Here is a 12,398-nt window from a genome sequence, read left to right on the forward strand (position 1 = left end):
CTCTCGTTCGTGGGGCGGACAACTGCCGGTTCAGTCGACCGCTTCGGCGGCGGCGGTACGCAGCGGGGCGAGGGCGGCGCTTCGGGCGACGACGTTCTTGAGCACGCCGGGGGTCGACTGGTTGTACTCCGGGGTGACCAGCGCGAAGCCGTCGAACGAGGCGATCACCTGCGCCCACGCCGTGGTGCGCGCGTGCCGGTGGCGGCCCTGCGCCATCGCGGCCGGCACCGGCTCGTGCAGGTACGGCAGCGGGTGGTCGAGCAGGTCCACCACCGCGAACTCGGCGTCCGCACGGCGCACCGCCGCCGTGTGCACCCACCGGGCGACCTGCTCGCCGCGCCGCCCGGGACGGGTGCTGCCCAGAATGATGCCGATCTTCGTCATGGTGTCTCCTGTGGGGAGTGTCGGGGGTGAATCGGGTGGATCCGGGAGTCGGGGTGGTGCCTCTGAGCAGTACGACGACCCGGCCCAACGGAATGTCAGGAGCGGAGGGGGCCGATGCGGCAACCTGACATTCCCACGCCCCGTTTCGTCGGACCGGTGACGCCCCTCAACGGCACCACCAGTAACCGCACCACCGGCAACGGCACGACCGGCAACGGCACGACCGGCAACGGCACGAGCGACCAGGGAGCCCCCGAGACCATGACGACCAACCAGCCGGCACCGGAACACGTCCGCGCCGACGCGGACCTCGGCGCGCTCACCGGCGAGCGGCGCCACCTGCTCAACCTCGCCTACCGGCTGCTGGGCTCCCTCGCCGAGGCGGAGGACGCCGTCCAGGAGACCTACGTCCGCTGGTACGCCCTGTCCCGGGAGCAGCAGGACGCCATCGCCTCGCCGGGTGCCTGGCTGACCAGGGTCGCCAGCCGCATCTGCCTGGACCTGCTCGGCTCGGCACGCGTCCGGCGCGAGCGCTACGTGGGCGCTTGGATCCCCGAGCCGCTGCCCGGGCGGACCGACTGGCTGAGCGGACGGACGGGCGCCGCCACCGCCACCGACGCCGCCGACCCGGCCGACCGCGTCACCCTCGACGAGTCGCTCAGCATGGCCTTCCTCGTCGCGCTCGAATCGATGACCCCGGCCCAGCGCGTCGCACTGATCCTGCACGACGTCTTCCGCTACTCCTTCACCGAGATCGCCGAGGTCACCGGCCGCACCCCGGCGGCCTGCCGCGAACTGGCCTCCGCCGCCCGCCGCCGCCTCCGCGCCGCCCAGCCCCCCGCACCCCCCGCAGCCCACCAGGCCGGTCTGGTCAAGGACTTCAAGCAGGCGTGGGAAGCACGGGACATCACCTCCCTCATCGGCCTGCTGGACCCCGCCGCCACCTTCACCGCGGACGGCGGCGGCCTGGCCGTCACCCCCCTCCACCCGATCGAGGGCGGCGAGCGGATCGCGCAGTTCATCGTCGAGGTGGCCACCCGGGTGACCGGCCCGCTGGCGATCCTGGAACGCACGGTCAACGGCCGCCCCGGCCTGATGGTCCGGTCAGCGGGCACCCTCATGGCGGTGTACGCCTTCGACATCGCCGACGACCGCATCACGCGCATCTGGGTCGTCCGCAACCCCGACAAGCTCCGCCCCTGGACATCGGCCTGACCGGAACCCACCACCGGGCGGCATCAGCCCGGCCCGAGCCCCTCGGACGGCGCGTCCCCGGGCACCGTTCCCGTCCGGCGGGGCCGCCGCAGACCGGTCAGCGGCCCGAGCGCCGGGACGAGGGCCGCGACGAGCGCCGGAAGCGCGGCCAGGGCGAAGCAGACGCGCAGCGGAAGGCCGCTGAGCAGCAGCCCGACCGCAGCGGTGCCGCCCGAGAAACCGGCGTTGTAGGCGCTGTTCACCCACGTCCCGGCCAGCGTCCGGCCGCCCGGCGGCGCGTACGCGTCGGCGGTCAGATAGGCGGTGGCCAGGGCCGGTGCCACGCACAGCCCGACGACGGCGGTACCGGCGGTCAGGACGTACAGGTTCGGGGAGAGTCCGGCGAGGGCCAGTGCCGCGCTCAGGCCGAGGGCGAGCAGCGACAGCCGGATCCGTCCGGGCAGTCGCCAGGTGCGGGCGCCGTACGCGATGCCGCCGACCGCGCTGCCGACCGCGGTCGACGCCTCCAGCCACGACACCGCGGCGAGCCGGTGGTGGTGTTCGGCGAACGCGACGACCAGGAGGTTGAGCCCGCCGAGGGCGCACCCGATCGCCGCGGCCACCAGCACCGGCTGCCCGGCCCGGCCGAGGGCGCGGCCGGAGCCGGCGGTGCCGGCGCCCCGGGTCCGCTCCCGGTCCGCCCTTGAGCGGGTGGCGGGGCTGAGCACCATGCCGACCGTGCCGCCCAGTACCAACAGGGCCGCCACCGCGACGCCGGCCGCCGCGCGGCCGGCGGAGATGAACAGGCCCGCCGCCAACGGCCCGACGACGTACAGCAGTTCCTCGGCGACCGTGTCCAACGAGAACGCCCGCTGCCGCAGGTGCTCCCGTTGCGCGAACAGTTCGCTCCACAGGGTCCGCATGACCGGCCCCAGCGGCGGCGCGCACGCACCGGCCAGCAGGGTCAGGGTCAGCAGCAGCCACTGCGGGGCCCCGGGCCGCCAGGTCGCCGCGGCCAGGCACCCCAGGAGCGCGGCGTACGCGGCGGCCATGGGCGGCAGTGCGCACCGGCGGCCGTACCGGTCGATCAGCACGGCGCGCACCGGAGCGAGGAAGGCCGCGCTCAGGCCGAACAGGGCGATGGCCGTACCGCTCACGGCGTACGAGCCGCCGGCGCGGGTGAGGGCGACCGTCAGGGCCACGAAGAGGAGGCCGTAGGAGAAGCGGCCCACCAGGGCCGAGGCGAAGACCGCCGCCGCATGCGGTGCGCGCAGGACGGAGACGTACGACGGCCGGGAAGGAAGCACAGACATGAACGAACGAAGTCCCTCGTGTGGTGAAGTCCGGAGGCGTCACGGCGGGCGCCGAGGCCGACGCCAGGGCCGGTGCCACGGCAGGGGGCCGGGCAGCGCAGGGAACGACCGGCCCTGCTCCGGGCCCAGCCGTGCCATCGGACGTCTATGCACGAGGGACGAACATGCCCCGCACCCTATCGGACCCACTCCGCCGGCCACAGTCCCCGGCCGCGGCCCGGACGATCGCCCCGGAGGGGGCGCGACCCGGCGCGGCCCTCACCCCTGCGCGTCGATCAGGACCTTCCCCGGGCGCCCGGCTGCCGGGCTCGTGAAGTGGTCGGCGAGCGCACTGAGCCCGACGCGGGTCCCCACGGGCGTTCCGGCCGGCCCGGAGCGGTGTCCTGGGTCAGGGCCGGGGGGCGGTGGGGGCGGTGGGGGTCGAGCGGAAGGCCCTCCGGTAGGCGGAGGGGGTGGTGCCCAGGGCGAGGCGCATGTGCTGCCGCAGGTTGGTGCCGCTTCCCAGGCCGGCCCGGGCGGCGATGTCGTCCACCGGCAGCTCTGTCGATTCCAACAGGCGGCGCGCGTGTGCCAAGCGGGCGGAGGTGAGCCACTCCGCCGGGGACAGACCCGTCTCCTGCCGGAACCGCCTGGTGAACGTCCGCACGCTCATATGGCAGTGCGCGGCCAGGTCCTTGAGCGGCAGGCGCCTGTCCAGGCGCTCCGTCATCAGCGTCCGCGCCCGGGCCGTCGACGCCCCCGCGTCCTCCGCCACCGGCCGGTCGATGAACTGCGCCTGGCCGCCCTCCCGCATCGGCGCGACGACGTTGTACCGGGCCACGCGGTTCGCCACCGAGCTGCCGTGGTCCTCCCGGATCACGTGCAGGCACAGGTCGATGGCCGCTGCGCCGCCGGCCGACGTGAGGACCCCGCGATCGGCGACGTAGAGCGGATGGGTGTCGAGGTGGACCGCGGGGAAGAGTCGCCGGAACCGGTCCGCGTAGCGCCAGTGCGTCGCGGCCCTGCGCCCCTCCAGCAAACCGGCGGCCGCGAGTACGAACGCCCCGGTGCACAGGGACACCATCCGAGCGCGGCGGTGAGCCGCGCGCAACGCCTCGGCGATGCGGGGATCCACGACGCCGTCGTCGAGCACGTCCGGGGAGCGGGTGCCCGCGACGATCACGGTGTCGGCCCGCGCCAGCAGGGACAGGTCCCCTTGGGGCGTGATGCCGTACCCGTTCACCGTCGGCACCGGAGAGCCGTCCGGGGTGGCGGTCCGCACGTCGTACGCGGGGCCTCCCGTGCGGGCGGCGACCATGGCCAGCATCTGCGCCGGGATGCTGAGGTCGAACGCGACCACCGGCGCGAGGGCGAGAACCGTGACCCGGTGCGGGGCTGCGACAGTCATGGCCCGATAGTTGCACATAGTGGCCCCTGAGCCACTTCTGACGAGTGCGCAGACCGGAGAAGCTGAGGGCGTCCCCCTCCCCGTACTCCACAGGAAAGGTGGCGGCCCGCCATGCCCTTCCCCACTGTCGATGCCGAGATCCAGTCGCTGCTCGACACCTCCGACGCAGGGCTCTTCCCCTTCTACGGCCTGGACTCCGTCCTTGCCGTACCCGAGCGGTACCAGCCGCTGCGGGAGCGCCCCGACACGCCTGCCGACGACCGCGTGGCGGTGGCAGACCTGTTCGTCCCCGGGCCCGGAGGGCCCCTGCGGCTGCGTGTCTACCGCCCCACCACGGACGGCGAACTGCCGGTCATCCTCTACCTGCACGGCGGTGCCTTCGTCTACGGCTCCCCGGAGGCCGAGGAGGAGCACGCCCTGCGGTACGCCGGGGAAGCCGAAGCCGTCGTGGTCTCCGTCGACTACCGCCTTGCGCCCGAACACCCCTACCCGGCCGCGGCCGATGACGCCTACGCGGCCCTGACCTGGCTCGCCGCACACGCGGCGGAGGTCGGCGGTGATCCGCGGCGCATCGCCGTCGCCGGAGGGAGCGCCGGCGGGAACCTCGCCGCCGCCACCGTCCTGCGCGCCCGCGACCTCGCGGGACCGAGGGTGGTCTTCCAACTGCTGCTCTACCCCGTGCTGGACAGCGGCATGGCCAGCGCCTCGATGCGGGAGTCCACCGACGTACCGATCCTCAACCGGAGCGCGACCGAACTGGCCTGGCGCTACTACGCCCCGGGCCGCGGCAGCAGCCCCTACGCGTCCCCGCTCCGGGCCGCCGACCTCAGCGGGTTGCCGCCCACCTTCCTCGTCGTGGCGGAGATCGACCCGCTGCGCGATGAAGGCCGCCGGTACGCCGAGCGCCTGAGCGCCGCGGGGGTCACCACCGAGCTCATCCAGGCCCCGGGAGCCGTGCACGGCTTCGACCTGCTGTTCCCCAAGGCCCGGGTCAGCGAACGCAACCTGGCGGACCAGGTACGGGCCCTGCGCGACGCCCTCCATCCGTAACGCCGGTCGGCGCACGGCGTGCGGTGCGCGGGGCGGGGGCGGCGGTTCGGTCAGTTCGCCCGGTCGATGACGTCGTGGAGGTACTGCACGGCGAGCCTTTCGGCCTCCGGACGGCGTTCGACCGCCGCTCCGGCATCGTCGCGCCACCGCCTGTAGAGCTCCACACCGGCCAGGAGTGCCTGGCCGGCGTCGTGCCGGTCGTGCCCGCACAGGGTGGACCGGAGGGCGCGCGCCTCCTCCGGCGCGAGGGATTCGAGGTGGCGCACACCACGGGGAGCCGCACCGGCCCGGCGGGCCGCCAGGGGGCCCAGCACGGCCTCGCGCAAGTAGCCCAGGAAGCCGATGACTTCGAACAGCTCCCCGCGTCCGAGTTTCGTCGCCCCGTAGTGCACCCAGGTCCAGAACCGGTCCTCGATCCACTGGAGGTCGAGCGAGGGAGGGGCCGGGGGACGGCCTGCGAGCGCGCCGGTCAGGCGGCCGTCCCGGTCCCACAGGATGTCCGCGGCCGCCAGGCGCGCAGCGGCGTCGGAGGCGCGGACGAACAGGAAGTCGACGTGCAGGAGCGGCGGTCCGACGAGGGTGATGATCAGGCGGGGTTCACCGACGTGTTCCCCGGTGAACCCCGCGACGAGGGAGGTCCAGGAACCGATCAGGGCCACACGCTCCCGCATGACCGAGTCGAACGCGTCGTCGTCGATGACCACGATCAGATCGACATCGGAGTAGCGGTCGGGGCGGCCCTCCGCGATCGACCCCGAGACGGCAACACCCGTCACGCGCGCATCCTGCCGGATCCGGGGAAGCGCGCTGTCGAGGAACCGGCTGTGCAGGGCGGGGGCATCCATGGCACGTTCCTTTCCGCGGAAACGAATGCGGGCAACGTAGCACGCCGCCGGGGCGGGGCCCGGGCGTCAGCGGGGGCTCAGGCGGACGGTGCGGCCGCGCCGGGCGGCGAGGCGGTCCTGGGCGCTCTGCGCCCACAGGGAGCGCACATGCCCCAGGTGGCGGGCCATGCACTGCTCGGCGGCCCGGGCGTCCCCGGCCACCATCAGGTCGAGGAGTTCGAGGTGTTCCTCGGCGGAGGGGAGCAGCTGGTCGCGTTCGTCCAAGGCGGTCAGTCCGTACAGGCGGGAGCGCTTGCGCAGGTCGCCGACGGTCTCCACGAGCCGGTCGTTGCCGGCCAGGGCGAGGAGGGAGAGGTGGAACTGGCGGTCGGCGTCGAGGTAGCCGATGAGGTCGTGGTCCCGGGCGGCGCGCACGATCTCCTCGGCGACCGGGCGCAGCGCCTCCAGGTCCGCGCGGGACGCGCTGCGCGTGATCCGGCCGATCATGGGCACCTCGATGAGGGTGCGGATCTCGGTGTACTGGTCGAGGTCGCGCTCATTGACCTCGGTGACCCGAAATCCCTTGTTGCGGACGGGCTCGACCAGACCTTCGCGGGCCAGGTCGAGCATCGCCTCGCGCACCGGCGTCGCGGAGATGCCGAAGTCCTCCGCGAGGCCGGGCGCCGAGTAGACCTCGCCGGGGCGGAGTTCGCCCGAGATCAGGGCCGCCCGCAGGTGGTGGGCGACCTGGTCGCGCAGGCGCTCCCTGGTGGTGTTGAGGTTGCGCTGCGTGAGGTGGCCCATGACGTGGTGTTTCCCTTCGTGCCCTGTCCCTCGTGGCCGAGCGGGTCACCAGCGTACAATGTCACGTTGTTTTCGCAGGTGGCTGCGGGTGTGCGGGAGCGAGGGTGTAGGTGCGGGTCGAGGTGTAGAAGTCCAGGGCGGCGCGGCCCTGTTCGCGCGGTCCGTGGCTGGATGCCTTGGTGCCGCCGAACGGCAGGTGGAAGTCGACGCCGGTGGAAGGGGCGTTGATCCGGATCATGCCGGTATCGAGCCGGTCGAGTCCGTGCAGGGCCGTGTCGAGGGATGCCGTGTGCACCGACGTGACCAGGCCGTACGGCACGGAGTTGGTCATCCGCACCGCCCGGTCCAGGTCGTCGGCGGGCAGCAGGACGGCGAGGGGGCCGAAGGTCTCTTCGCACAGGAGCGGGTGGTCGGGCGGGACGTCCTCCAGCAGGGCCGGCGCCGCGTACCAGCCGTCGCTCCCGGTGGGTGCGGGGGTGGTCACGAGGGCGGGCAGGCCGCGGCGGGCCTCGGCGACGCGGTCGCGGGCCTGCTCGGTGATGAGGGGGCCGCAGACGGTGGCCGGGTCGGTGGGGGCGCCCACCGGCAGCGCCCGCAGGTGGGCGGCCAGCGCCTCGCGCAGCGGTGCGAGGGCGGCGCCCACGGCGATCACGCGGCTGGTGGCGGTGCACTTCTGGCCGGCGTATCCGGCGATCGCGGAAGCGATATGGGCGGCCGCGGTGTCCATGTCGGCGTCCGGCAGGACGATCGCCGCGTTCAGCCCGCCCATCTCCGCCTGTACGGGGACGCCCCGCGCGGTGGCGGCCGCCGCGACGGCCCGGCCGACCGCGGTGGAGCCGGTGAAGGAGACGGCATCGGCGGACGAGACGACGGCGTCCCCCTCGGTGGCGCCGCCGGGCAGCACCGTGAACACCCCGGTCGGCAGGGCCCGTTGGGCGATCTCGGCCAGACGCACCGCGCAGGCGGTGGCGTCGGGCGCGGGTTTGAGGACGACCTCGTTGCCGGCGGCGAGGGCGGGGGCCGCCTTCCAGGCGGGGATGGCGAAGGGGAAGTTCCAGGGGGTGATCAGGCCAACGACGCCGTGCGGACGGCGACGGGTCAGCAGCAGCCCCGGGCCGGCGGCGGTCTCGTGGACGGCGCCGGTGGGGTCGTACGCGGCCTGGGCGTAGTAGCGCCAGATCGCGGCGGTGCGGGCCACCTCGGCGCGGGCTTCGGTGACCGGTTTGCCCACCTCGCGCACGGCGAGCGCGGTCAGTTCGTCCGCGGCCGCCTCGACGGCGGCGGCGAGCGCACCGAGGGCCGCCGCGCGGGCGGCCGCGCCGCCGCGCAGCCAGCCGGGCTGGGCGCCACGGGCGCGTTCGACGGCGTCGGCGGCGGCGAGCGCGCCGGGCGCGGCGGTCTCCACGACCACGTCGGAGGGATCGGCCGGGTTGCGGGAGACAACCGGGGTCGGTGCGGTGCTCACAGCAGGAAGCCTCCGGGGAAGGGGTCGTCGGGGTCCAGGAAGTACTGGGCGGTGCCGGTGATCCAGGCCCGCCCGGTGATGCGGGGGACGACGGCGGGCACTCCGCCGACCTCCGTCTCTTCGACGAGCCGCCCGGTGAACCGGGTGCCGATGAACGACTCGTTGACGAAGTCGCGGTGCAGCGGCAGGGCGCCGCGGGCGTGCAACTGGGCCATCCGCGCGCTGGTGCCGGTGCCGCACGGGGAGCGGTCGAACCAGCCCGGGTGGATGGCCATGGCGTGCCGGGAGTGGTGGGCGTCCGAGCCCGGGGCGGCGAGGTAGACGTGTTTGACGCCCGCGATCTCCGGCCGGGTCGGGTGGACCGGCCGGTCGGGCGAGGCGTTGATCGCGTCCATGAGGGCGAGCCCGGCGGCGAGCAGCTCGTCCTTGCGGGCGCGGTCGAACGGCAGCGCCAGGGCGTCAAGGTCGGCGAAGGCGTAGAAGTTCCCGCCGAAGGCGAGGTCGTACGTCACCGTGCCGTGGCCCGGCACCTCCGCCGTGCGGTCGAGACCGACGCAGAAGGCGGGCACGTTGGTGAGGGTGGCGGCCGTGGCCCGGCCGTCCTCGACCCGCACATCGACGCTGATCAGACCGGCGGGGGTGTCGAGGCGGACGGTGGTCACGGGCTCGGTGACCGAGACCATGCCGGTCTCGACGAGGACGGTCGCCACCCCGATGGTGCCGTGTCCGCACATCGGCAGCACCCCGGACACCTCGATGAACAGCACGCCGTGGTCGGCGTCGGGCCGGGTCGGGGGCTGGAGGATGGCGCCGCTCATGGAGGCGTGGCCCCGCGGCTCGTACATGAGCAGGGTGCGCAGGTGGTCCAGGTGCGCGAGGAAGTGCAGCCGGCGCTCGGCCATGGTGGTGCCGGGGATCACCCCGACGCCACCGGTGATCACGCGGGTGGGCATGCCCTCGGTGTGGGAGTCGACGGCGTGGAAGACGTGGCGGGTGCGCATGTTCTCCTCCCGGTCAGCGGTGGCCGGCGGCGACGGCCTTCTCGGTGGCTGCCCGCACCTCGGCCTCGACGGCGGCGGGCAGCGGCAGCCGCGGCGGCCGGGTGGGGCCGCCGGGGCGGCCGGCGAGGTCCATGGACACCTTGATGGCCTGCACGAACTCCGTCCTGGAGTCCCAGCGCAGCAGCGGGTGCAGGGACCGGTACAGCGGCAGGGCGGTGTCCAGGTCCCGGGCCGCGGCGGCCCGGTAGAGCTCGGCGCAGGCGGCGGGGAAGGCGTTGGGGTAGCCGGCGATCCAGCCGACGGCGCCGGCCAGTGCGAGCTCCAGGAGTACGTCGTCGGCGCCGATCAACAGGTCGAGCCCGGGGGCGAGTTCGGCCAGTTCGTAGGCCCGGCGCACATCGCCGCTGAACTCCTTGACCGCCACGATGCCGCCCTCGCCGTGGAGGCGGGCGAGGAGTGCGGGCGTCAGGTCGACCTTGGTGTCGACGGGGTTGTTGTAGCCCACGATCGGCAGGCCGGCCCGGGCGACCTCGGCGTAGTGGGCGCGTACGGCGGCCTCGTCGGCGCGGTAGGCGTTGGGGGGCAGCAGCAACACGCTGCCGCAGCCCTCTTCGGCGGCCTGCTCGGCCCAGCGGCGTGCCTCGGCGCTGCCGTACGCGGACACCCCGGGCATCACGCGCGCACCGTCCCCGGCGGCCGCGACCGCGGTGCGCACCACGCGGGCCCGCTCCTCGTCGGTCAGGGTCTGGTACTCCCCCAGGGAGCCGTTGGGGACGACGCCGTCGCAGCCGTTGTCGAGGAGCCAGCGGACGTGTGCGGCGTAGGCGTCGAAGTCGACGGTCCGGTCCGCACGCAGGGGGAGGGCGGTGGCGACCATGATGCCGCGCCAGGGGCGTTCGGCGCTCCAGGCCGTGGCGGTGGAGGCGGGAGCCATGAGGGGAGCCCTTCTGTAGGTGGGGTCTTCGGTGGGCGAGAGCGTTTCGGGCGGAGGGGTACGGGCGCGAGCGGTACGGGCCGGCGCCGTGGCGTGGGACCCCGCACGAGGTGGTGCGTGGTGCCCGCGGGTCGCGCGGCGGGCGGGGGGCGGCTCAGCCGCCGGTACTGTCCTCCCCGGCGGCGTGTTCCTCCGGTTCGCCGGGGTCCGACGCGGCCGTTCCGGTGAGGGCGGCGAGGGCGTCCAGCCTCACCGGCACCGCCAGCGGCCGGCGCTCGGGAGCGGGCGGCGGCCCCTGCTCCCGTCCCTCCGCGGCCAGGCAGGCCACGGCCGTGCCGCACATCCGGCCCTGGCACCAGCCCATACCGGCACGGGTGAGGAGTTTGACGGTGCGGGCGTCCCGGGCGCCGAAGGCGGTGGCCGCCTCGCGGATGCGGCCCGCGCCGACCTCCTCGCAGCGGCACACGTCCGTGGTGTCGTCGAGCCACCGGCTCCACCCGGCGCCGGGTGCGTGCACCGCGGCCATCACGGCGGCGAAGGCGCGCATCCGGGCGCGCCGCCGGCGCAGGGCACGGCCCCGGCCGCTCCCGCCCGCCGCGGCCCGCCCACCCAGCCGCGCCGCGATCGCGCGCCCTGCCAACTCGCCTTCCGTCAGCGCGAGTTCCACCCCGCCGATGCCACCCGTCTCGCCCGCCGCCCAGATGCCGGGCACCGAGGTCTCCTGCTGGGCGTCGAGGTCCAAGAGGTGGCTGCCGTCCCGGGCGCGCCGGGTGGCGCAGCCCAGGCCGGTGGCGAGGTCGAGCTGCGGGACGAGGCCGAAGCCGACCGCCAGGGCGTCGCAGGCGATGCGGCGGCCGGACCCCCGTACGGGCCGCCAGTCGCGGTCGAGCCGGGAGACCGTGACGGCCTCCACCCGATCGGAGCCGTGCACCCGGGTCACGGCGCTGCGGGTGCGCAGCCGCACCCCGTGCCGCAGCAAGGCCGCCCCGTGCCTGGCCGCCTCCGCCACCTTGTGGGGGTTGGCGGCGAGCGTGCGGGGGTGGCGGGCGTAGCCGAGGTAGCCGGACGCCTCGACCACCGCCGGGACGCGGGCCCCCGCCGCGGCGAGCGTCGCGGCGACGGCCAGCAGCAGCGGACCGCTGCCCGCCACCACCACCCTCGCCCCCGCTCCCGGCCGCGCCCCGGCAGGGGAGGCGCGGAGCCCGGGCAGCACCAGGCCGGACTTCAGCATCGCCTGCGCTCCCCCGGCGCCCACCACACCCGGCACCGTCCAGCCCGGGAAGGGCAGGTGGCGTTCGTACGCGCCGGTCGCGAGCAGCACCGCGCGGGCCCGCACCCGGACCGGACGGTCCCGGTCGCCGTCCGCTCCGGTGACGGCGTGCACGTCCCACAGGTCCCTTGCCTCCGCACGGACGACGGTCCAGACGTGGTGGCCGGCGAGCAGGGTCGCGGTGCTGTCGGCCAGTCGGCGGCGCAGAGCGGTGAAGGTGGCCCAGTCGTGGTGCAGGGCCTCGGGGCGGGTGGCGCCGAGGGCCGGGGCGGGGTGCCGGTAGAACTGCCCGCCCGGTTGCGAAGAGGCATCCAACAGGGCGACGGACAGGCCGAGTTCGGCGGCCGCGACGGCACCGGCGAGGCCCGCGGGGCCGGCTCCGATCACTGCGAGGTCGTACTCCGGGTCATCGGTCACCGGGTGCGGCATGGCCGTGTCCCTCCTGAGTCGTGACGGCGTCGCCGGGCCGCGCCGGGACCAGGCAGGCCCGGCGGTTGGGTGCCCCGTTGACGGTGGCCAGGCAGTCGAAGCAGTGCCCGATCCCGCAGAAGGCGCCGCGCGGCCGGCCGCCGACGCGCGTGGTGCGCCAGGCGAGGATGCCGGCGGCCCACAGCGCGGCGGCCAGGGACTGGCCGGGCAGCGCGACGAGCGGGCGGCCGTCGAAGGTGATCTCGAACGCGGGGTCGGGCACCGCGCCGACGCGTTCGGCGGGGCTGCGGTCACGCGCCATGGCGCGGCTCCTTTCGCCGGGGGCCGGTACGGGATCGGCCCG

At 74.9% G+C, this 12,398-nt stretch carries 12 protein-coding genes; 2 read left to right on the forward strand and 10 right to left on the reverse strand.

From position 1 onward, the window contains the following. Nucleotides 1–30: 30 nt before the first annotated feature. On the reverse strand, nucleotides 31–384 hold the full coding sequence (locus MUU72_RS30545) for an NADPH-dependent FMN reductase (protein ID WP_248016671.1): 354 nt from the start codon (nucleotides 382–384) through the stop codon (nucleotides 31–33). Nucleotides 385–645: 261 nt separating this feature from the next. On the opposite strand from MUU72_RS30545, the gene sigJ reads away from it, so the two are divergent. Next, on the forward strand, nucleotides 646–1,599 hold the full coding sequence (gene sigJ / locus MUU72_RS30550; RefSeq protein WP_248016700.1) for an RNA polymerase sigma factor SigJ: 954 nt from the start codon (nucleotides 646–648) through the stop codon (nucleotides 1,597–1,599). Between the two features lie 23 nt (nucleotides 1,600–1,622). Here the strand turns inward: sigJ and MUU72_RS30555 are convergent, their stop codons facing one another. Both MUU72_RS30555 and MUU72_RS30560 read right to left on the reverse strand, forming a co-directional pair. After that, nucleotides 1,623–2,891, reverse strand: coding sequence for an MFS transporter (locus tag MUU72_RS30555; protein ID WP_248016672.1), 1,269 nt, complete (start codon nucleotides 2,889–2,891; stop codon nucleotides 1,623–1,625). A gap of 388 nt (nucleotides 2,892–3,279) precedes the next feature. Continuing rightward, on the reverse strand, nucleotides 3,280–4,278 hold the full coding sequence (locus tag MUU72_RS30560; RefSeq protein ID WP_248016673.1) for a GlxA family transcriptional regulator: 999 nt from the start codon (nucleotides 4,276–4,278) through the stop codon (nucleotides 3,280–3,282). Nucleotides 4,279–4,389: 111 nt separating this feature from the next. On the opposite strand from MUU72_RS30560, the gene MUU72_RS30565 reads away from it, so the two are divergent. Beyond that, nucleotides 4,390–5,328: an alpha/beta hydrolase gene (locus MUU72_RS30565; RefSeq protein ID WP_248016674.1), complete on the forward strand. Its 939-nt coding sequence runs from the start codon at nucleotides 4,390–4,392 to the stop codon at nucleotides 5,326–5,328. 50 nt (nucleotides 5,329–5,378) lie between these two features. Here MUU72_RS30565 and MUU72_RS30570 read toward each other — a convergent pair whose 3' ends face one another. The 7 genes from MUU72_RS30570 to MUU72_RS30600 all read right to left on the reverse strand — a co-directional run bounded on the left by MUU72_RS30570 (nucleotide 5,379) and on the right by MUU72_RS30600 (nucleotide 12,356). Then, the gene (locus MUU72_RS30570; RefSeq protein WP_248016675.1) at nucleotides 5,379–6,173 is read right to left on the reverse strand and encodes a nucleotidyltransferase domain-containing protein; all 795 of its coding nucleotides are present in this window, start codon (nucleotides 6,171–6,173) and stop codon (nucleotides 5,379–5,381) included. A 66-nt stretch (nucleotides 6,174–6,239) separates the two neighbouring features. Continuing rightward, nucleotides 6,240–6,956 carry a GntR family transcriptional regulator gene (locus MUU72_RS30575; protein WP_248016676.1) on the reverse strand — a complete coding sequence of 239 codons (717 nt, stop codon included), beginning with the start codon at nucleotides 6,954–6,956 and terminating at the stop codon, nucleotides 6,240–6,242. Between the two features lie 61 nt (nucleotides 6,957–7,017). After that, a complete protein-coding gene (locus MUU72_RS30580) occupies nucleotides 7,018–8,421 on the reverse strand; it encodes an aldehyde dehydrogenase family protein (RefSeq protein WP_248016677.1) in 1,404 nt (467 codons plus the stop codon). Further along, nucleotides 8,418–9,422: a proline racemase family protein gene (locus MUU72_RS30585; RefSeq protein ID WP_248016678.1), complete on the reverse strand. Its 1,005-nt coding sequence runs from the start codon at nucleotides 9,420–9,422 to the stop codon at nucleotides 8,418–8,420. Before MUU72_RS30585 ends, MUU72_RS30580 begins: the two co-directional genes overlap by 4 nt. A 13-nt stretch (nucleotides 9,423–9,435) precedes the next feature. Continuing rightward, complete coding sequence (locus MUU72_RS30590) at nucleotides 9,436–10,356, reverse strand: dihydrodipicolinate synthase family protein (RefSeq protein ID WP_248016679.1); 921 nt, start codon at nucleotides 10,354–10,356, stop codon at nucleotides 9,436–9,438. Nucleotides 10,357–10,510: 154 nt separating this feature from the next. Further along, nucleotides 10,511–12,055 (reverse strand): NAD(P)/FAD-dependent oxidoreductase, encoded by a 1,545-nt coding sequence (locus MUU72_RS30595; RefSeq protein ID WP_248016680.1) that lies wholly within the window; start codon nucleotides 12,053–12,055, stop codon nucleotides 10,511–10,513. Then, nucleotides 12,033–12,356: a (2Fe-2S)-binding protein gene (locus MUU72_RS30600; protein ID WP_248016681.1), complete on the reverse strand. Its 324-nt coding sequence runs from the start codon at nucleotides 12,354–12,356 to the stop codon at nucleotides 12,033–12,035. The genes MUU72_RS30595 and MUU72_RS30600 overlap by 23 nt, the downstream gene beginning before the upstream one ends. Between the last annotated feature and the right edge of the window lie 42 nt (nucleotides 12,357–12,398).

The sequence above is a fragment of the Streptomyces rhizoryzae genome (assembly GCF_023155275.1).
Lineage (GTDB): Bacteria > Actinomycetota > Actinomycetes > Streptomycetales > Streptomycetaceae > Streptomyces > Streptomyces rhizoryzae.